The organism is Corynebacterium sp. KPL3927, from assembly GCF_040225835.1.
Lineage (GTDB): Bacteria > Actinomycetota > Actinomycetes > Mycobacteriales > Mycobacteriaceae > Corynebacterium.
Genome location: NZ_JBEHGD010000005.1, coordinates 39462 through 60077, shown reverse-complemented (window position 1 = coordinate 60077; position 20616 = coordinate 39462). Strand labels below are relative to the sequence as shown.

Here is a 20616-nt window from a genome sequence, read left to right as displayed (position 1 = left end):
CTTCGAGGTGACGTTTATACCCATGATGGCTTATCCGCTTCCTACCAGCTACTTCGGTGTGGAACACGTCGTGATCTTGGATCACGTCATCGCCGGCACGGCGCTCAGCATCCCTGGTGTGGGTGGTGAGCCCGCGCTTATCGATGTCTCCTTAGAGCCCGATACCTACTCCAACGGCTGGCGGGTGCGTTCTGAGTTTGGCTTCATCGGTTTTCTCGATGAAGTTGAGGCAGCCGAATACCCGGACTTGCACCGGTTGAAGGCCTCTCAGGCCACTCCGCAGACGGTGGCCACGGTCGGCATCGTTGACGGCGAACTCGAGGTTGCCGTCTCCCTCGGGCTGTGGCCGTGGATGGTGCCGGTCAATGACCAGCCTGCCGAATCGGCGCTGCTCGCCGGTGGCCACGGTGCAGTGGTTGACACTGCGGCGGGCGATCTGACTGATTCGCAGCTATCTCACCTTGAAACGCAGCAGTTCTTTGTCACGCTCAAGGTCATCGATGATGCCGTCGTGGCCTCCTGCGGCGATACTGTGCTCGGCCCGTGCGGCACGTTGAGCCAGCTGCCGGGCCTGCGCGCCGCGTATGCGGCGGCACAAGTTTCCGGTGCCACGGTGGCCGCCCGTGCCTATAGCGGCGGCGGGATGATCGCGGTGGATATCCCGGTAGCGGATGCCACAGAAGCCGAATTATTCTCCCCTGCGGTACCGCCCCTGCGCGTGCCGTCCGGCCGCACCGCGCTGCCTAATGCCACCACTTCCCGTCCTGCCACCCCAGCCCCGCCCGAGGAATGGGAGTTCGCGCTGGAGTCCAGCGACATTGCCGGCGATCTTCCCACCGGCTCCCGGCGCCCGGTCAGCCCCAACACCGACGCAGCCACAGCGGTCACTGGTTCTGCCGAAGCCTCGCCCGCGACGCCCAGCGCTGCCCCGGAGAACGACGCTGCCCAGGAGAGCGGCGCCAAGAACGGAAAAGAAGGCACAGAAAAAGAAGTGCCTACTACCCCACCCACGCCTCGTGCCCACGAGAAGGACCAGGCGGCGGCACCGCCTGCTAGCAGCGGCTTGGCCGACTTGGTCTCGTCCATGCCGGGCGCACAGAACCTGAGCTGGCGCGCGCTTCCCGTCGCGGAGGAACCGGGCCGCTTTTCTTCCGAGTCCGCCCGCGTGCGTGCCCGGCGCGTGGCGCGCGAGCAGTCCCGCCCGCGCGGCGGAAACCATCGCAAATAAGTCGGCCGCCTCTGCTTAGCGCAAGGTGCGCTTGCCGCCCTCGCCGCGGCGGGTAATACCATGGGCATCGAGGTATTCCAGCAGCGGGATGGCCACCCGGCGGGTGGTCCCCAGCGCCTGCCGCGCGGCGGACAGGGTGAAGGGCTGCTCGAGTTCTACTAGGAGCTCCCGCGCTTTGCCCGACGCGCCTGGTAAGAGGATGATGCCGTCTTTCAGGCGTAGCAGGCGCCCGGCGCGCTCAGCGGCGGCCAGTTCTTTTTCGCTCAGCCCCAGCTCTTTAAGTTCGTGCGCCTCTGGTGCCGCGAAGGGATCTTTATTTAACCTGCGCTCCAGCTCAGTCACGGCGGGCTCGGCGGCGCCGAGATCCACGCTGTGGCCGGGCAGGCGGATAAGCCCTTCGGATTCCTCCGCGTGCGCGGCGGCTACTGCTAGGCGCAGCAGCCCTTCTTCCTTGAGATCCAAGGCATCGAGTGCCGCCTTGCGCGGCATGCCGGGTGCGAGCGGATTAGCCGCAGCGTGTTCCTGCAGCGCGGTAGTCAGAGCTTCTTTCCAGCGCGTTACCTGGCTGGCGGCAATCCACCACTGGTGGAAGTTAATGATGCCCGTCGGCGTAGCGTCGGTGTCATAACCATCGAGTGCCAGGTCCGCGCGCCGGGCATAGCCCACGCGCTTCAGGTAGGAGAAAGGATTGCGAAAGGAGCTTAGCTCAGCCAGTGCGTTAGCCCGCTTGCGGGCGGCACCGCGGCGGTCGAGCTCCGGCGGGCGCACGTCGATGACCTCTACGCCGGCGCTGACATGGCGGCCGCCGGGGCTGCGGATCACTAGGCGGTCCAGGATGACCAGCGGCAAAGCGCGCGATAGGCGCAGGCGGGAAAAGCCCGCTGACAGCGGCCGCAGGTGCGCTTCTATCCCGGCGGTACCGCAGTGGACCACGAGGTTATCGGGCAGTTCATCAAGCGCGGTGCCAAAAGTGCGGTGGACGTCCACGGTATCGACGCCGCGCCACGCATCGGGGCTCAGCAGCAGGTCACCGCGGTGTATATCGGTGGCATCGACCCCGCGCAGGTTGACCGCGGCACGTGTTACGGGGCCCAAGGATTCCTGCTCGGTATTTTCGCTATGCAGGCCGCGGATCTCCACGCGGTTGTCCCCTGCCGCGGTGGAGAGCACCAGGGCATCGCCGGTGCGCAGCGTGCCAGCACTCAGCGTCCCGGTCACCACGGTTCCCGCGCCCTTGACGCTAAAGGCGCGGTCGATCCACAGGCGCACCGGGGCGTCTGTGTCGGGTGCGGGCACGCGGGCCACCAAGTCATCGAGCGCCCCGCCAAGATCCGCCAGGCCCTCGCCGGTGTGGGAGGAGACGGGGATAATGGGGGCATCGGCAAGCGGCGTGGCAGAAAACTGCGTGCGCACCTGGGCGGTGACCTCCGCGCGGCGCTTTTCATCGGCGCGGTCGCTGCGGGTCAGGGCGATAATGCCGTGCTCGATGCCCAGCGCGTGCAGCGCCTCGCGGTGGTCGGTGGATTGGGCCTGCCAGCCCTCGTCCGCGGCAACCACGAAGAGCACCACGGAGGCAGGCCCCACCCCGGCGAGCATATTGCCAAAGAACTTTTCGTGGCCGGGGACATCGACAAAGGCCACGTCCGCACCGGAAGGCAGCGACGTCCACACAAAGCCTAAGTCAATGGTCAGCCCGCGGCGCTTTTCCTCGGCCCACCTATCCGGATCCATGTCCGTTAAGGCGCGCACCAGGCTGGATTTGCCGTGGTCGACGTGGCCGGCGGTCGCGATGACGTACACCTACATCACCGCCCGGATAGCCGCGATGAGCACCTCGTCCTGAGCTTCAGGCACGCAGCGCACGTCAATGAGGCAGCGGCCTTGGTGCTGGCGCGCCACCACCGGCGGGGTGTGCCGTCGCAGCTTTGGCGCAAGTTCCTCCGGCAGGGATACCGCGACGCCGGGCAACGGGTACTCGGGGGCTCCTCCCCCGCCCACGCGGCCAGCGTGGTCAACAACCTCGCCACCCACCGCCGCGGCGATGGCCTCGGTGCGCGCGCGGTGGCGCGCCGGGTCAAGGTGGAGGGCCTGCTGCACCGCATTGGCGGGCGTCGTGATAGCCGCCTCCAGGGCATTAAGCCGCAGCTTATCAATGCGCACCGCCCGCGCCAACGGGTGCTTTTTCACCGCCGCAATCGCGTCCTTAGTGCCCAATAAGATGCCGGCCTGCGGCCCGCCCAAAAGCTTATCGCCAGAAGCGATGACGATATCCGCCCCGGCCTTCAGCTGCGCGTGAATATCGGGCTCGTCTGGCAGCACCGGATCGTGGGTGAGCAAGCCCGAGCCGAGATCCACGATGAGGTGTGTACCCTGCTTCTTCGCCAGCTGCGCCAGCTCGCCCACGCCCACCGACGAGCTAAACCCCTCTATCCGAAAATTGGACGGGTGCACCTTCAAAATCGCGCCGGTCTCCTCCCCCAGCGCGCCTTCATAATCGTGCAGGTGCGTCCGGTTGGTCGCGCCCACCTCGCGCAGGCGCGTCGCGGTGGATTCAATAAGCTCCGGCAGGCGGAACCCCGCGCCGATTTCAATGAGCTCGCCGCGCGAGATGATGACCTCTTTGTCCGGGGCCAGCGCGGCCGTGGCCAGCAATAAGGCCGCCGCACCGTTATTGACCACCAGCGCGTCCTCCGCGCCGGGGCATGCCGCCAAAAGCGCCTGGGTGGCACCGGCACCGCGCCGGGACGAGCGCCGCCCGGTGTCTAGGTCCATTTCCACGTCGGTATATCCGGCTGCGTCCTGCAGCGCGTCGAGTGCGGCATCAGGCAACGGGGCGCGGCCCAAGTTCGTATGGATAATCACGCCGGTTGCGTTGATGACCGGCTGCAAGGAATGGGTGCCGTGGTCAGCCAAGCGCCGCGCTATTTCTTCCTGTACCTCGGTAACGGGTACCTCCCCGCGGCGGGCGGCGGAGAGCACGCCTTGAATCGTGGCGCGGATGGCGTGTTCGGCGAGTGTCTGCCGCGCGCTTTCTACCACGGGGAGCCGCAAGAGCTCATCCATGCGGGGTAAATTCCGGCGGGGATCACGGGCATTATTCGCGGGGCGACCAGCGTTATGGCTCGGCACTCGTTTTCCTCCTTGCACGCTTTTGGCGGAGACGGACAGGAATCGAACCTGCCAGACCGAGATGCTCGGCCTCACCGGTTTTGAAGACCGGGGCGCCCACCAGGACACGTACGCCTCCGCCTGGCTACTTTACAGATCCCGCGCGCGGCCCACCGCCGCCGCCCCACCACTTTCCGGCGGGTAAAATGACCACCATGACGGAGCAGATTAATCTAACCTCTTTCGCCGCCGGTGGCGGCTGCGCCTGCAAGATTCCCGCCGGGGAATTGGAATCGGCGGTAGAAGGGCTCATCGGCAAGGCCGATCCTAATGTCTTGGTCGGCCTCGACGATGGCGATGATGCCGCAGCGGTCAAGATCGACAACGGCGTCGCCGTGATTTCTACCGCGGACTTTTTCACCCCCATGGTCAATGATCCCTATACCTGGGGCCAGATCGCCGCGGCCAATGCGCTATCTGATGTCTACGCCATGGGTGGCACCCCCATTACCGCCATCAACCTCGTGGGCTGGCCCAATGAGAAGCTCGGCCTAGACGTCCTACGCGAGGTGCTGCGCGGCGGCATGGATAAGGCCACTGAGGCAGGCATTTCCATTACCGGCGGCCACTCCATTACCGCCCCGGAGCCCTTATACGGCATGGCCGCGACGGGCATCGTCGATCCCGCTAAGCTCATGCGCAACGATGCCGCTGAGGCCGGGTTGCCCATTACGCTGACCAAGCCCATCGGCGTGGGCATTTTGAATAATAAGCACAAGGCCACCGGCGAGGTATCCCAGGCCGCCATCGATTCCATGACCGCGCTCAACCGCCAGGCCGCCCAGGATGCAGTCGCCGCCGGTGCGCGCGCGGCCACCGATGTCACCGGCTTCGGGCTACTCGGCCACCTGTACAAGATGTGCCGCGCCTCCGGGGCGTCGGCCGAGCTGGACTTTTCCGCCGTGCCCACTGTGGACGGTGCCACCGACGCCCTCGCGGAGGGCTTCATCCCGGGCGGCTCGCGCCGCAACCTGGATTGGGTGCGTCCACACCTGCAGCCCTCCTCCCTCTCGGAGGAAGAGCTAGTGCTGCTTGCCGATGCCCAAACCTCCGGCGGCCTCCTCATCATCGGCGAGGTCCCGGGCTACCCGGTCATTGGTCGCACTAAGCCGCTTTCTAACGATGCCTACATCACCATTTCCTAAGATGAATCACCGCATTTTTAGCCTTCCCCTTGCCACCCTCGCCCTCGGCGCGGGCCTTGTCGCCTGCGCCGACGAGACCACCAACCGCAGCTGCTCGCCCATCGAATTATCGGAACTGCGCACTTCCCTGCCAGACACCCTCATAGGCGCTAACCAGGATCCCGATTCCACCAGCGATGAGGATGACTCCTTCTCCGTGCTCTACGGCGGCGATTCGCCGGAGAAGGTTAGCGTGCTGGGCACGAAATACGAGTCCGATAATGAGGCCGTATGCCCCGATGACCCTGATGCGGCGGCGGAGCGCTACTTGCAGCTGGTCAATGAGGACATCGATAAGCAAAATGCCGCCCAAGGCCGTGCGGGAAATGAGTACAAGCCATTCGATTTCACCGCCGCGGACCGGCATTTTTATTGCTCGGCCTGGGAGGTTGAGGATGCCATCTCGACCACCTGCGTGACCACGGTCCATGACGCGGCCGTCAATTATTACCTCCACCGCGATTCCGAGTCCTTAGAGGCCGAGCAATCGCGCATGCAGGAGATCGGTGAAGAACTCGCCGATTCCTTCGCCAACCTCGACTAAGCCTGGCCAGTCCTCGCTAGCCTGCGCTGAGTACGTCGGTGGCAAGCCCCTGCTCGCGCCGGCGCCGCTCCGCGCGGCGCTTCTGCGGACCCATCGTGGTGGCCGGGTTCTTGACCGCCGCCAAGCCCGCGTTGAGCACGCCAAAGCGCGTGCACGCGGATCCGGCCATCAAGGCCAGGCCCGAAGCCACGGATACGGCGCGGGACTTCGTCGCTGCTGCCACCGCGCTGCCCACACCGCCAGCGGCAATCAAGTACTCCGAGGCGCGCATGAGCTTTCCCGGCGTGCCGCGATGCAATTCCTCGCGCGGCTCCTGCTCCATATTGTGTTCTAACACCTTCGTCGCCGCGATATCGCTGGCCGCGGCCGCCATGCCCAAGGCGCGGGCGGGACCGGCGTATTTCACCGGGGTGGTGACCATGGCCAAGCCAGAGGCCGCTGCCGAGGCAGAGGATACAAAGACATAGGGCAGGTGCCGCTTCATGTCATTCCACACCGGGTTGGACGTATTGGACAGCAATACCGCCGTATATCCGGCTAGCGGGCCACCGAGCAGGCCGGTTATCACCCCGGCCGGAGTTGCGGCCTTGCCCAGGCTCGCGCGTAGCCACTTCGGCAGCGGCAGCTTCCGCTTGGTCGCGTTATCAACCTCTACCACAGCCGGAATCGCCGCCGCGGTGGAAAAGCCCGCAAGCAGCCAGGATCCGAGCGACATCGGCGAGGTCACTTTGAAGACGCGGAACATATTCAACGCGCGCTCCGGCCGGCCCAGATCCAAAATCAAAAAGACCGAACCGGCGGCCGCCGCGCCAAAGGCCGCTACCCGCGTGGTCCGGCGCAAAGGTGCGTTGCCTGCGGCCTGTGCACCGGTGGCGAGAAGGCCCGAACCGCCGGCAATGCCGCCCAAGAAGAAATACCCACCGATGGGCCACTCCCACGGCGGGGCCTTGACTACCGGCCTGCCGTAATAGGAAGAAAACTCGAAGTCTTCGGCCATCCGCTCCTCTTTGGAGCCATCCTGCGCACCCGCACCCGGGCGCTTGCGCTTCTTCTTGCGCTTCGGCCCATCGAAGTTGCGGTAGCGATTCGGCCGCTCCGGCTGCGGTGGCCGGTACTCATCAAAACCGCTCATTTGCGCCCTCCAATCAAAAAGGAACCCGCCACGGCCAGCGCCATCCCGCCGATGGCCTTGGCCGCGGTCTTATACATACTCGGCAAATCCGCGGTGGGCACGCGCGGGTCCGGCGGCAGGCCATAGACCTCTGGCGAATCCAGCAATAAGAAGATAGAGCCGGTTCCGCCCACGCCATCGTTATCATTGGCGCCATAGAGCCGCGCCTCCGTTATGCCCTGTTCGTGCAGGGCGCGCACACGATCCCTCGCCGCGGCCAGCATGTCCTCATAGGTACCGAATTGGATGGAATCGGTGGGGCACGTCTTGGAGCACGCCGGCTGCTCGCCCTGTTTCAGGCGGTCATAGCACATGGTGCACTTCTGAGCGACGCCCACATTCTTAATCGGCATCGCCTCGCCCGGCGTGTGATCCGCGCCTTGGGGCTTGCGCTGCTTGAGCTTTTTCAGCACATTGATGCCGGCGTGTGAATTATCCTGATAATCCACGGTCGCGGTCTTATCGTATTTCAGCGACACCCCACCATCATCACGGCGTTCGATGACGCCAAAGGGGCACCCCGCCACGCAGGTTCCGCAGCCATTGCACACATCATCTTGGACGACCACGGTGCCAAACTCGGTGCGGAAGAGCGCGCCCGTGGGGCACACGTCCAAACACCCTGCATGCGTGCAGTGCTTGCAGACATCCGAGGACATCAACCACCGGAACGTATCCGTATCCGGCGGAGTGGTATCGACCTCGTCCGGCTTTCCACCGATGGTGGGCATGCCCAGGGAAATAAGCTGTTTTCCCTCTTCGCGCGCCTTCTCAATGCGGTCATTGTTTTGTTCCACAAAGGCTACGTGCCGCCACGTATTAGCACCCAAGGCACCGGTGTTGTCATAGGAATCACCGGTGACGTCATATCCCTCTACTGGGTTGCGATTCCATTCCTTGCACGCCACCTCGCAGGCCTTGCAGCCGATGCACACGGACGTATCGGTGAAAAAGGCCATGCGGCGGTAGGAATCATAGCCGTGCCGGCCCGCGTCCTCGGTCAGTAGATTAGTCATTTACTTACCTTCTTCGCCATTACTTGCCGTCTGGCCGTCACTACTCTCTACCCCAGACTGGCTATGCTTTTCGGGCTCGGGGTTATAGGTAAACGAGTCCGGAACCGACAACAAATCATTGCCGGAATCCACACTTAACTGCGCCCGCTCTTGGTACTGCTTGAGCAGCTTCAAGCGGCCTTCTCCCCTCGGCCTGCGGCCCGGCTGGATATCGCAGGCACCAATCTTCGAGTTCTGAATGAACACATTCGGCTCGAGGGTAAGGCCCAAGAGATCGTTGGCGCCGTCGCCTGCCACAGCGGTGGTCTCGGACTCGCCGTAGTGGAAGGGCAGGCCAATCTGGTGGAATTCTTCCCCATTGATTTTCAGCATCTGCATGCGATCGGTGACCAAAACCTGCGCCTCAATCACACCGCGCGGCGAGATAATCGTCGCCCACTCGCCATTTTCCAGGCCGCACTTTGCGGCCAAGTCTTTATCCACCTCGCAGAATAGGCCCGGCTGCAGCTCCGCCAGATAGGGCAGGCGGCGCGACATCGCGCCCGAGGTGTACATCTCCGTGAGGCGGTAGGTAGAAAATACAAACGGGAACACCTCCGCACCGGGCATCCCCGGTTCTGGGCGCTGCAGGTTATCCGGGCGTTTGATGGTCAAGCGCGTCGGCGATTGCTGCTGCTTATACAGCACGTTCGTAACCGGGGACTCCTGCGGCTCATAGTGGGTGGGCAGGGGGCCATCGGAAAGCCCGGAAGACGCAAAGAGCCAGCCGCGACCGTCCGCCTGCATGATGAAGGCGTCCGTGCCATCGAGGGCGTCTGGACCGACGGCATCGGCAGGAGCCTTGTACTCCGGCGACTTCGTCACTGGGAAGTCAGGGACGTCATCGCCTACCCACTTGCCCTGGGCCTCGTCCCACCACACGTACTTCTTGCGCTCGGACCACGGGGTGCCATCCGGCTTGGCCGAAGCGCGGTTATACAAAATGCGGCGATTAGCAGGCCAGACCCAGCCCCACTCGGGCGCAACCTCGTTCTGCTCCGAACCCGGGACCTTGCGCGCGGACTGGTTGACGCCATCCTTGTACACGCCGGTGTAGATCCAGCAGCCGCCGGAAGTCGTGCCGTCATTCTTCATCTCCACGAAGGAGGGCAAAAGCTCGCCCTTCTGTGGACCATCCAGGTAGTAGCCGTTGATCTCCTTGAGGACGTCCTCAGAGTTCGGCTCGCCTTCCTCATTTTCCACGTAATCCCACGTCACCTTCTGGAGCGGGAGATCGCGCGGATCAGTGGAATCGCGCAGGCGTTCCTTGAGCTTCTTACCCAGCTGGTAGAAGAACCACAGCTCGCTCTTGGCATCGCCTGGCGGCGGTGCCGCTTGGAAGCGCCACTGCAGCATGCGCTGCGTCTGGGTAAAGGTACCAGCCTTTTCCACGTGGGTGGCAGCGGGCATCAAGAAGACCTCGGTTTCGATGTCTTCCGTCTTCAGCTCGCCGTTTTTAATCTCCGGCGCGTCCTTCCAGAACGATGCGGTTTCGATTTCCTGGAAATCGCGCACAACCAGCCACTTCAGCGATGCCAAACCACGGCGCTGCATGCCACCATTGGACTGCGCCACCGCCGGGTTTTGGCCGAAGACGAAGTAGCCTTCCACCTGACCATTGAGCATGGCCTGCAGGGTTTCGTAGGTAGAATGCGCGCCGGAAATGCGCGGCATGAGGTCATAGCCCCAGTTATTTTCCTTGGTCGCCGCATCTCCCCAGTAGGACTTCATCAAGGACACGGCGTAATTCTCGCCAATCTGCCAGAAGCCCTTTTGGGACTCATCCCGGATCTCGTCCACAAATTCCGGCCACGTCTGTTTTTCCACGCTCGGCATGGGCAGGTAGCCGGGTAGGGAGTGGAAGAGAGTCGGGATATCGGTAGAGCCCTGAATGGAGGCGTGCCCGCGCAAGGCCATGATTCCCGAGCCCGGGCGGCCCACATTGCCCATCAAAAGCTGCAAAATGGCAGCGGTACGGATGAACTGCGCACCCAAGGTGTGTTGGGTAAAGCCCAAGGCATAGGCGAAACACGTGGTGTGTTCCGGATCGGAGTTCTGCGCAATGGAATCTGCTAGGTAGTAGAAGTCTTCCTGCGCGATGCCGCAGGTTTCTTCTACCAGCTCAGGGGTATAGCGCGCATAGTGGCGCTTGAGAATCTGGAAGACCGAATTCGGGTGCTCCAGGGTGTCATCGCGCTCGACATTCCAGGAGGAACCTTCCGGCTTTTGCACGTACTGCCACGAATCGGTCACGTAAGTGCCGGTTTCCGGATCATAGCCAGAAAACAGTCCGTCCAGTTCCTCGGTGTCCTGGTAGTCCTCCGAGATAATCATCGGCGCATTGGTATATGCAACGACATAGTCGCGGAAGTACAGCTCATTTTGGAGCATATGGTTGATAACCGCGCCTAGCAGCACCACGTCGGTACCGCCGCGAATGCCAATGTGGCGGTTGGAGAACGCAGAGGTACGCGTATACCGCGGATCCACGTGGATAATGCGGGCACCACGCTTTTTGGCTTCTACGACCCACTGGAATCCCACTGGGTGGCACTCGGCCATATTCGAACCCTCGATGACGATGCAATCAGCATTCGCCATATCCTGCAGCGGTTGGGTTGCGCCGCCGCGGCCAAACGAAGTTCCTAAACTAGGAACTGTGGCGGAGTGTCATATGCGCGCCTGGTTTTCGAGCTGCACCGCACCGGCAGCGGTAAAAAGCTTCTTAATGAGGTAGTTTTCTTCATTATCCAAGGTCGCGCCACCAAGTCCAGCGACACCCATCGTGCGGTTTAGAGTCCGCCCCGAGTCATCGGTGTCTTGCCAGCCCTTCCGGCGTGCTTCCAAGAAACGATCCGCGATCATGTCCATCGCGGTGTCTTCATCCAGCTCCTGCCACTCGGTGGAGTGCGGTGCGCGGTACTTAATCTTGGTCAATCGCGTTGCGGAATTGACCAACTGCTCCGATGCCGAGCCCTTGGGGCACAAACGCCCGCGCGAAATCGGCGAATCCGGATCGCCCTCAATCTGGATGACTCGGTTATCTTTGACGTATACGCGCTGGGCGCAACCAACCGCGCAATATGGGCACACGGATTGCACCACGCGGTCAGCTTCTACCGTGCGCCCGTGCTTTTCCTTACTCTTGGTTGATTGCGTATTGATATCCCTGCCAAAGGGATCGCCGCTACGCAGCTGGCGCACGACCGGCCAGTTGAGAGGACTTAAGCGAGACATGACTTTAAATCTATATTTGGGCGGAAAAATTCTCTAGCAAGGCGACCCTAAGCATTTTTCGCCACTGCGCTAATCGCGCATTCCACTCCCCGCACGACGTCCGCGAGCTCCAGCATCGGGCTGTTTTCTTTAGCCTGCTCCTTAATAAACGGAACATGGATAAAGCCTGCCTTTACCTGCGTATCTTTGAAATGGTGCAACAGGCCGTAGAGCAGATGGTTGCAGACGAATGTTCCCGCGGTAGTCGAGACCCGTGCCGGAATCTCCGCCTCCTGAATCGCTGTGACCATTGCCTTAACCGGCAGGGTAGAAAAGTACGCGGCAGGGCCACCTTCAACCACTGACTCATCGCTTGGCTGATTTCCTGCATTATCCGGAATGGAGGCATCCGCCAAGTTGATACCTACTCGTTCCGGAGTGATATGGCCGCGCCCAGCGGCTTGCCCCAGGCAGACCACCGCGTCCACGTCTTCTTCCTCGGCCACAGCAATCGCTTGCTTCAGTGCTTCACCGAACACTGTTGGCACAGGGTGCTTAATAATCTGCGCTCCGCCAATTTCGTCCGGCAGCTTATCCAGCGCGCGTTCCGTAGGGTTAATTTCTTCGCCACCAAAGGCATCAAAAGCAGTTACCAGAATCTTCATCATTCCAGTATGACAGCTGACGGTGCCCCGCTGCATTGATTCAGCGCTGTTCTCTTAGTTTCCTCGTGGTGCACAACCGACCTTCGCGCTCACGGGCGGCGGTCTTTAGCGGGGCACCGTGCTCGCGGTGAGCGCGAAGGTGAAGTGAACGAATTCGAGCGGGCGAACAGCGTGTTCGATCGAACACCTTATGAATCGCCCCGCCGCCCTTCGCGCTCACCGGGAAGCTCTCAATCGGGCCATCCGACTTTCGCGGTGAGCGCGAAGGGCGGGTCTGCAGGATGAGGGGATAACGGGCGAGGATAGAGGTCGCGGCTGAAGGCGAAAGCGAGAGTAGGTACTGAACTGCTTTGTCTGCAGAGCAGTCTTAGCGATTCCCCTGCTGCAAACGAGACCCTTTTTCTTTGCGGTTTGACGTGTGGAATAAAGTGAAACTAGTTGAAGTTGAACAGAACCGTACTCAACAAATAGTCAGACCTGTTCATTTTATTTTTAAAGGACGTTCTATGACACAAAAAGTTTCCTCTCGCCCCAAGCTGCCTAGCTGGGCAACGGGGTTTGGCGCGCAAGTCATTGCGGGCCTTATCATCGGCCTCATCCTGGGACTGATTGCATCTGGAATGGATACCGATCCAGATAATCCAGGGTGGCTGACCAGCCTGCTCAGCGGTGTTGGTGGCGCCTATGTCCAACTATTGAAGGTCATGGTTCCGCCGCTCATCTTCGCCGCAGTGGTCACCTCGGTGGCCAACCTGCGCAAGGTTGCCAATGCAGCGTCACTGGCCATTTCTACTTTGGTGTGGTTCGCCATTACGGCGTTCTTCTCCGTCCTCGTGGGCATCGTCGTGGCATTAGTCTTGAAGCCCGGTGCTGGCACGAGCGTCGATGCATCCACTGCGGGGGATCCGTCTAGCGTTGGTTCATGGACTGCCTTTTTTGAGCAGCTGCTGCCACAAAACTTCATTGGACTTACGGCCTCTGCCAGCGATGGCGAGGTGTCCCTGAACTTCGGTGCACTCCAGTTGCTGGTTATTTCCTTGGCCATTGGCATCGCCGCCGTACAGACTGGTAAGGCAGCCGATCCCTTCCTGCACTTTACGGAGTCCTTCCTCAAGGTCATCCAGAAAGTCCTGTGGTGGATCATCCGCCTGGCTCCGATTGGTACCGCAGCGCTTATCGGTAAGGCCGTTGCTACCTACGGTTGGGATGCACTTGGCTCTCTCGGCAAGTTCGTTCTGGCAATGTATGTGGGTCTGGCCCTCGTCTTCGCCGTGGTCTACCCCGCAGTGCTGAAGTTTAACAATATTCCGGTCAAGGGATTCTACAAGCGCATCTGGCCGGTAACGTCCTTGGGCTTTGTCACCCGTTCTTCCATGGGTGTTATGCCCGCAACGCAACGCTTCAGCGAACGCGCCTTGGGCGTTCCCACCGAGTATGCGTCCTTTGCAGTGCCGCTCGGCGCTACTACGAAGATGGATGGCTGCGCCTCCGTCTACCCTGCTGTTGCCGCGATCTTCGTTGCGCAATTCTATGGCGTGGACCTAGACCTCACGCAGTACCTGCTCATCATCTTCGTCTCCGTCATTGGTTCTGCGGCTACCGCAGGTACTACCGGCGCAACGGTTATGCTCACGCTGACCCTGTCCACTCTGGGCCTGCCATTGGCCGGCGTCGGTTTACTGCTGGCCATTGAGCCCATCATTGATATGGGGCGTACGGCGCTGAACGTCACGGGTCAGGCATTGTGCGCGACGGTCGTCGCCAAGCGTGCAGGCATCCAGAACCAAGAAGTGTGGGATGAAGCCGAAAATGGCGTCAAGCACATCATGGAGGAAGACTCCGACGAGGAAGTAAGCGTTAAGGCTTAATAAAACGCGAATGAAGGCTCAGGGCAGTACGCCTTGGGCCTTTATTTATTGCCGGAATGGAAGTGGGCGGCGATGCGCAACGCCGGCTGGCTCCACGTGGATAAATACGCTGCATCCGGCGAAAAGCTCGTCGAGGGCGACTTCTACGTCATCGGCAATCTCGTGCGAGTAGAGCACGCTCCAGTCCGCCGGCACCTCCATGGTCAGATAGACCATTCTTTGCCTGCCAGAGGCTACCGTGCGCCGATCCGTAAAAGTCACGGACTTATCTTTTTCCAGTTCAGCTAAAAGATCCCAAATTTGATCTTGTTCTTCTTGCGGAAGGGCCTCAGAAAGCAGGCTGCTGACAGAATCGCGCAAAATCTTAAATCCAGTCCACAAGATATTGATGCCAACGGCCAAGGCCACAAGCGCATCGAGCCACAACCAGCCCGTGAGATACACCGCAGCCATGCCCGCGAGGACGCCGGCGGAGGTCCACACATCCGTAATCAGGTGGTGCCCATCCGCATTTAGCGTCGCAGACCGGTAACGCTTGCCCGCCTTAATCAGGGCCAAACCGACGCCCAGATTGAGCAACGAGGACAAGAGCGACAGCGCTAAGCCCCAACCGCCTTCTTCAACGGGCTGGGGAGTAAAAAGGCGTTGGACTGCGGTGTAGATGATGGCCCCCGCTGCGAGGAAGATCATCGCCCCTTCTACCAACGCAGAAATATACTCCGCCTTGCCGTGGCCAAAGTGGTGATTATCATCGGCAGGCTTAGCGGCAATGCGCAAAGCGCAATAGCCAGCGATGGCTGCCACGAGGTTCACGAGGGATTCGAGGGCATCAGAGAAGAAACCAACCGAGCCCGTCAGCCACGCCGCCAGGGATTTCAGGACAATTGTCGCCACCGCCGCGGCGATGGACAACATCATAAAGCGCTCTAAAATACGCTGCTCAGTACTTAAAGAAGACAAGGTCCACTACTCTCCCTTCGGCAACCAGAATCAGTCCGAAGGTCTCGTTCGCATCGATGCATCGATGCTGAGTGGCCGGGCTATTAAGCCAGTGTGTCGACCAGTCATCGCGGCGCGGGTGGGCACCGTAGGAACTACTCCCCTTCTGGGTTCATAGGTTAGCAGACGGCGAGAATCCTTAAACATTCAACCAAATCCTTGATCCGCCCTAGCGAGTTTAAAGATGCCGCTATAGACGAAAAATCTCCCTACGAACCAGAAGGTTTCTCACCATCTGGCTCGTAGGGAGTAATTAAGGCTCTAGCCTAATTTAGTGCTGACCCTCTGCGAACTCTTCGACCAACTTAGCGTTGAATGCAGGCAGGTCGTCCGGGGTACGGGAGGAGACCAAGCCCTGGTCGCAGTGGACCTCCTCGTCAACCCAGGTAGCACCTGCGTTGCGGAGATCGGTTTGCAGGGACGGGAAGGACGTCAAGGTACGGCCCTTGAGTGCATCTGCATCGGCTAGGATCCAACCGCCATGGCAGATGGCGCCCAAGGGGCGGTCCTCGCCCATGTGCTTACGCACGATGCTAACGGCTGCCTCGTCCAAGCGGATGAGGTCAGCGTTATTGGTGCCGCCAGGCAAGATGATGCCGTCGAAGGTCTCACCCTCGGAGTCCTTGGTCGTAGCATCAACGTTAATCTCGGTACCGTTCTTGCCCGTAATGGTGCCAGCCTTAGGCGCCAGAACCTTCACGGTAGCGCCAGCCTTCTGCACGGCCTCTAGCGGAGAGGTCAGTTCGGAGTCTTCAAAGTCATTGGTAGCAATGATTGCAATCGTCTTGTTTTCTAGCTCATCCATTATTATGACCTCCTTATTGTTGTTGGGTACGCAAATAGGATAACTCTACATTCGCGCACTCGCCACGTTTACTTTCGCGACCTGCAACAAGCTAGGATTTAGCCACCGATCTTGAAGTCACACACGTCGCCATCGTGCATGATGTAGTCTTTGCCTTCTTGGCGGACCTTGCCGTTGGCGCGCGCCTCGGCCATGGAGCCGGCGGCAACGAGATCGTCAAAGGAGACGATTTCCGCCTTGATGAACTTCTTTTCAAAGTCGGTATGAATAACACCGGCGGCTTGAGGGGCGGCAGCGCCTTGTTTAATGGTCCACGCGCGGGCTTCCTTTTCACCAGCGGTGAGGTAGGTCTGCAGTCCCAAGGTGGAGAATCCGGCCTTGGCCAAGGTAGCCAAGCCGGGCTCTTCTTGGCCTACTGCCTCGAGCAACTCGCTTGCCTCGTCCTCATCCAGCTCCAAGAGCTCGGACTCGGTTTGTGCATCGAGGAAGACGCAATCTGCTGGGGCGACGAGCTGGCGCAGTTCGTCCTTCTTGGCGGCATCGGTAAGCACAGCCTCATCCGAGTTAAAGACGTAGAGGAAGGGCTTAGCCGTCATCAGGTGCAGCTCGCGCACGAGGGAAAGATCAATCTCGCCGGACTTGGCGGCGGCGAAGAGGGTGCGGTCATCCTCCAGGATTTCCTGCGCCTTCTTGGTTGCCTCCACCACAGGTGCCAGGTCCTTATTCTTCCGGGCATCTTTTTCTAGGCGCGGCAGGGCCTTCTCGATGGTCTGCAGATCCGCCAGAATCAGCTCTGTATTAATAACGGAAATGTCGTTGCCGGGATCTACCCGGCCATCGACGTGGATGACATTGTCATCAGAAAAGGCGCGGACCACCTGGCAGATAGCGTCGGCCTCGCGGATATTAGCTAGGAAGGCGTTACCCATACCCTCGCCCTGCGAGGCACCTGCGACGATGCCGGCAATATCCACGAAGGACACGGTCGCCGGCAAGATGCGCTCGGAGTTGAACATCTTAGCGAGGGTGTCCAAACGGGGATCCGGCAGCTCCACCAAGCCGACGTTGGGCTCGATGGTGGCGAATGGGTAGTTGGCCGCCAAGATTTCGGAACGGGTCAGGGCATTAAACAAAGTGGACTTGCCCACATTGGGCAAGCCGACGATTCCTAGTGTAAGACTCACGGGGCTAATCCTAACGCACCTACCGCGTTATAAGGCAAGATGGTGGGGTGAGTTCTGATAAGCAACCAACACCCGAAAAGCCGCAGGCAAGCCCGGGCGATAAAATGGACGGTGACTTCGACACCAGCCAATTGGACGATGTATCGCCGCATCCCCCGGGCAATCAGGTCGATCGCTCCGTCATCGCGGGCGAAATGGTGAAGTCGACCTCCCTGTGGGCCGTGCGCCTGCTAATCATCGGCGTTTTCCTTTTTGCGATCTATCACGTCTTGGGTAGCTTCTGGCAGGGCATCCTGCCGGTGCTCTTGGCCCTTATTATCTGTACCGTGCTTCACCCCATGGCGCGTTGGATGCGAACAAAAGGACTGCCTGCAGGCCTGGCGGCGATTGTGACGATCCTTATCTCCTCGGCCGCCGTCGGTGGGCTCATCGCCTCGGTGGCGCCGGATTTCATGCGGCAATCCCAGTCGCTCTACCTGCAAACGGTCTCCGGCATCCAGCAGCTCCAGGTGTGGGCCCAGGGCCCACCCTTGAACCTCGATAGCGACGATATGAGCACCTATATCGACGAGGCCGCAGGCTGGTTGCAGGAGCGTGCGGGCGTTATCGCCGGGTCCGTATTTACGGGCATCGGCAATGCCACCTCATTTTTCGTCACGGTGTTCATCGTCTTGGTGCTCACCTTCTTCTTCCTGAAAGACGGCACCAAATTCCTGCCGTGGCTGCGCGATGCCACCGGCCGGCGCGCCGGCTGGCACCTCACGGAATTGCTCACGCGCGCCTGGAATACCCTGGGCGGATTCATTCGGGCGCAGGCAGTGGTCTCGCTTATCGATGCCATCTTTATCGGCCTCGGCCTCGTGCTTATCGGCGTGCCCTTGGCGATGGCCCTGGCGATCATTACCTTCATCGCCGGCTTCATCCCGTTCGTCGGCGCCATTGTCTCTGGCGCGCTCGCAGTGGTTATCGCCTTGGTATCTTTGGGCTTTACCCAAGCACTGTTGGTCTTGGGCCTCGTTATTTTGGTCCAGCAGCTTGAAGGCAATGTACTCTCGCCGTGGCTGCAGGCAAAGGCCATGAACCTGCACCCAGTTATCGTTTTGGTCTCCGTCATCGTCGGCTCCGCGCTCTTTGGACTCATCGGTGGATTCCTGGCCGTGCCGACCGCCGCCATGATCGCGGTTGCCTATCGCTACGTGCAGGACATGATGAAGCTGCAGTCCGGGGAAAAACACTCCTCCGAGCTCAACTACTCCACCGTCGCGGGCTATCTCATCGGCCGCTATACCGAAGAGCAAGCGCAATACAAGCGCGAGCAATGGCGCAATGTTCCAGAACACGCCAGCCCCGATATCGCCGGCGCCGATGCGGCTTCCGATGGCGACTCCACCACGCTCGATGACTCCGTCGATGTCGATTCCACCCCGGAGGACTATGACGAGCCAAGCATGCGCTCCAACCTGCGCCGCGCGCGGGATGCCTTCGAAAATCTTTTGAACGGAGATTCGAATAAATAGTGTGCCGTGTCGGCAGCACGTGTCATAGTGGATTCCATGACATCCACTTTGCCCATGCTGCTGCTGTTTATCGGTCTCCTACTGGGTGCCGTTCTGGGATGGCTGGCCCACTCTCATTCCGCTTCCCGCTCCGCGCCGAGCGAGGAGCACCGGGCGCTGCAAGAATCCCAACGCCGCCAGGCCGAGCTGCAACCGCTAGAAAAGGCCATGGATAGGCTCGGATTCCAGCTACAAGAACTGGAAGAAGACCGCACCGCCCACTTAGCCTCCCTGTCCAGCCAAGTGCAGGCGGTGACCCGCACCTCGTCCCAACTCACGGAGCGCACGGATCAGCTCGTTACGGCCCTCCGCTCGCCCAATGTGCGCGGGCGATGGGGCGAGATCCAGCTAGAGCGCGTCGTCGAACTCGGCGGCATGAGACGGCACGTGGACTTCGATTCCCAAGTCTCTGCCCCCTTAAACGGCCGCATCGTGCGCCCAGATATGCTCATCAACTTGGCCGGTGGCAGGCATATCATCGTCGATGCCAAGGTTCCGTTCTCTTCATACCTCGATGCGCTAGAAACCGACGATCCAGAAGAACACACCGGCTACCTGCGCCGCCACGCGCATCAGCTGCGCAGTCACATCCAGGCGCTATCCCACAAAGACTATATTGAGGCCTTCCAACCCACCCCGGAATTCGTGGTGCTCTTCGTACCCGCGGATCCTTTCCTCGATGCTGCGTTATCGGTCGATCCTGAGCTCATCGAATTCGGTTTTGAACGCAACGTCGTCATCGCGACCCCGAGCTCACTCTTCGCGCTCTTGCGCACGGTAGCTATGGGGTGGCACCAGGAAGATATTTCCGCCAAGGCAAAAGAAGTCCAACGCTTGGGACGTGAGCTCTATTCGCGGCTCAATACCCTTTCGGAGCACTATGGCAAGGTGGGCCAAGGACTCGAAAAGGCAGTAGAAGCCTATAATTCCACGCTCTCCTCGCTTGATTCGCGCGTGGGCGTGACCGCCCGCAAGCTGCACGAAATGGAGATTCCCGGCCGCACGAACAGAGCGCCGCGCGAGCCCTCCCCCATTGATACGTGGCCGCGCGGGACAAATTCTTCTTAAAATCTAGGCAGTTTTACTGCGTGGATATAGCCATTGGCCCGCGCCAGACGGTAGGATTTTGCGACGTGTCACTAGCCAAACAACGAAAGCCTACCGCCGCGCAAAGCCTGAGCATGCCGAGCATCTCGCTGCTGAAGGGCCTTGGGCTATTGGCGGCACTTTTGCTCACCGGCGCATTGATTTCCATTCTTGCCGGCTCCATAGGCTGGATGTACTTTGCCTTTCTCATCATCAGCTCCCTGCTCATAGCGCTCATCGTTGAGGAGCGGGGATTATTCCTGTCCATCGCGTCCATCCCCATTTTGTACGCGGTAACCGTGGTGACGGCGGGAATCTTCATCACCAAGTCCAATGCTCCGGAAGGCACCAGTTTTTCTAAAACGTCCCTGCTGACCTCCGTGTATCCGCTGGTCCAGAACTTCCTGTGGTTGCTTATCGCGGTTCTCGGCGCGACCGCAATCGGCGTCTTGCGCTGGATGCGCTTCCGCAAGGCCGCCCAACGTGCTGTGAATCAGCAAAAGGTCGCGCGGCGCGCGGACATGAAGCGGGATCGCCAGAACCGCGCTGAACGGCTTTCCGTGGCGGAACTCATGGCGCGCAATAGATCCGAAAACCCGCAGGCCCCCTCCCCACGCGCCTCCCGCCGCAGGTCGCACGCACAGGTGCAACCTCCGCGGAAGCCGCAGGACCGCATCCGCGGTCGCGACCGAGAAGAGCGCCGCCGCGAGCAACAGGCGGAACGCGAAAATCGCTTGCAACCGGATCCGCACCGGCGCGCAGGGGACGTGATACCACCGACCCCCGAACCAGATCCCGCTTCCTCGACAAAAGACACTGCCAAGAAGCAGCGTTGGGACGATAACCTCTACGAATAAACTAAACCGTGAGCCCCGGCACTCTTTAAG

16 protein-coding genes and 1 tRNA gene are annotated in these 20616 nt (G+C 60.7%); 7 read left to right on the top strand and 10 right to left on the bottom strand.

Going from position 1 to position 20616, the window contains the following annotated elements; all coding sequences use genetic code 11:
* Positions 1 to 22 precede the first annotated feature (22 nt).
* Positions 23 to 1228: a hypothetical protein gene (locus ABRP86_RS04105; protein ID WP_349852581.1), complete on the top strand. Its 1206-nt coding sequence runs from the start codon at positions 23 to 25 to the stop codon at positions 1226 to 1228.
* A gap of 15 nt (positions 1229 to 1243) precedes the next feature.
* Here the strand turns inward: ABRP86_RS04105 and selB are convergent, their stop codons facing one another.
* The 3 genes from selB to ABRP86_RS04090 all read right to left on the bottom strand — a co-directional run bounded on the left by selB (position 1244) and on the right by ABRP86_RS04090 (position 4475).
* Entirely contained in the window at positions 1244 to 3028 is a 1785-nt protein-coding gene (selB, locus tag ABRP86_RS04100) for a selenocysteine-specific translation elongation factor (protein WP_349862618.1), read from the bottom strand.
* Positions 3029 to 4357 carry an L-seryl-tRNA(Sec) selenium transferase gene (gene selA / locus ABRP86_RS04095; RefSeq protein ID WP_349862616.1) on the bottom strand — a complete coding sequence of 443 codons (1329 nt, stop codon included), beginning with the start codon at positions 4355 to 4357 and terminating at the stop codon, positions 3029 to 3031. It abuts the gene before it with no gap.
* Between the two features lie 23 nt (positions 4358 to 4380).
* Positions 4381 to 4475, bottom strand: a tRNA-Sec gene (locus tag ABRP86_RS04090).
* Between the two features lie 76 nt (positions 4476 to 4551).
* Here ABRP86_RS04090 and selD point away from each other — a divergent pair.
* Positions 4552 to 5541 (top strand): selenide, water dikinase SelD, encoded by a 990-nt coding sequence (gene selD / locus ABRP86_RS04085; protein WP_349862614.1) that lies wholly within the window; start codon positions 4552 to 4554, stop codon positions 5539 to 5541.
* Position 5542: 1 nt separating this feature from the next.
* Positions 5543 to 6124 (top strand): hypothetical protein, encoded by a 582-nt coding sequence (locus ABRP86_RS04080; protein ID WP_239267925.1) that lies wholly within the window; start codon positions 5543 to 5545, stop codon positions 6122 to 6124.
* Between the two features lie 16 nt (positions 6125 to 6140).
* Here ABRP86_RS04080 and nrfD read toward each other — a convergent pair whose 3' ends face one another.
* Genes nrfD through pcp form a run of 4 tightly spaced genes read right to left on the bottom strand, consistent with a single transcriptional unit; the run spans position 6141 to position 12231 of the window.
* Positions 6141 to 7256, bottom strand: coding sequence for an NrfD/PsrC family molybdoenzyme membrane anchor subunit (gene nrfD / locus ABRP86_RS04075; RefSeq protein ID WP_239275748.1), 1116 nt, complete (start codon positions 7254 to 7256; stop codon positions 6141 to 6143).
* Complete coding sequence (locus tag ABRP86_RS04070) at positions 7253 to 8311, bottom strand: 4Fe-4S dicluster domain-containing protein (protein ID WP_239275746.1); 1059 nt, start codon at positions 8309 to 8311, stop codon at positions 7253 to 7255. The genes nrfD and ABRP86_RS04070 overlap by 4 nt, the downstream gene beginning before the upstream one ends.
* Complete coding sequence (fdnG, locus tag ABRP86_RS04065; protein WP_239267930.1) at positions 8312 to 11587, bottom strand: formate dehydrogenase-N subunit alpha; 3276 nt, start codon at positions 11585 to 11587, stop codon at positions 8312 to 8314.
* Positions 11588 to 11634: 47 nt separating this feature from the next.
* The gene (gene pcp, locus ABRP86_RS04060; RefSeq protein ID WP_239267931.1) at positions 11635 to 12231 is read right to left on the bottom strand and encodes a pyroglutamyl-peptidase I; all 597 of its coding nucleotides are present in this window, start codon (positions 12229 to 12231) and stop codon (positions 11635 to 11637) included.
* Positions 12232 to 12737: 506 nt separating this feature from the next.
* Between pcp and ABRP86_RS04055 the strand changes: the two genes are divergently transcribed.
* Entirely contained in the window at positions 12738 to 14099 is a 1362-nt protein-coding gene (locus tag ABRP86_RS04055; RefSeq protein ID WP_239275744.1) for a dicarboxylate/amino acid:cation symporter, read from the top strand.
* A 45-nt stretch (positions 14100 to 14144) separates the two neighbouring features.
* Here ABRP86_RS04055 and ABRP86_RS04050 read toward each other — a convergent pair whose 3' ends face one another.
* The 3 genes from ABRP86_RS04050 to ychF form a co-directional block, all read right to left on the bottom strand.
* On the bottom strand, positions 14145 to 15059 hold the full coding sequence (locus ABRP86_RS04050) for a cation diffusion facilitator family transporter (protein WP_502880301.1): 915 nt from the start codon (positions 15057 to 15059) through the stop codon (positions 14145 to 14147).
* A 310-nt stretch (positions 15060 to 15369) separates the two neighbouring features.
* Positions 15370 to 15903, bottom strand: coding sequence for a type 1 glutamine amidotransferase domain-containing protein (locus ABRP86_RS04045; protein WP_239267934.1), 534 nt, complete (start codon positions 15901 to 15903; stop codon positions 15370 to 15372).
* A gap of 98 nt (positions 15904 to 16001) precedes the next feature.
* The gene (gene ychF / locus ABRP86_RS04040; RefSeq protein WP_239267936.1) at positions 16002 to 17087 is read right to left on the bottom strand and encodes a redox-regulated ATPase YchF; all 1086 of its coding nucleotides are present in this window, start codon (positions 17085 to 17087) and stop codon (positions 16002 to 16004) included.
* A 29-nt stretch (positions 17088 to 17116) separates the two neighbouring features.
* On the opposite strand from ychF, the gene ABRP86_RS04035 reads away from it, so the two are divergent.
* The 3 genes from ABRP86_RS04035 to ABRP86_RS04025 all read left to right on the top strand — a co-directional run bounded on the left by ABRP86_RS04035 (position 17117) and on the right by ABRP86_RS04025 (position 20586).
* Positions 17117 to 18604, top strand: coding sequence for an AI-2E family transporter (locus ABRP86_RS04035; protein ID WP_239267992.1), 1488 nt, complete (start codon positions 17117 to 17119; stop codon positions 18602 to 18604).
* Positions 18605 to 18640: 36 nt separating this feature from the next.
* The gene (locus ABRP86_RS04030) at positions 18641 to 19711 is read left to right on the top strand and encodes a DNA recombination protein RmuC (protein ID WP_239267938.1); all 1071 of its coding nucleotides are present in this window, start codon (positions 18641 to 18643) and stop codon (positions 19709 to 19711) included.
* 65 nt (positions 19712 to 19776) lie between these two features.
* The gene (locus ABRP86_RS04025; protein ID WP_349862609.1) at positions 19777 to 20586 is read left to right on the top strand and encodes a DUF6542 domain-containing protein; all 810 of its coding nucleotides are present in this window, start codon (positions 19777 to 19779) and stop codon (positions 20584 to 20586) included.
* Positions 20587 to 20616 lie beyond the last annotated feature (30 nt).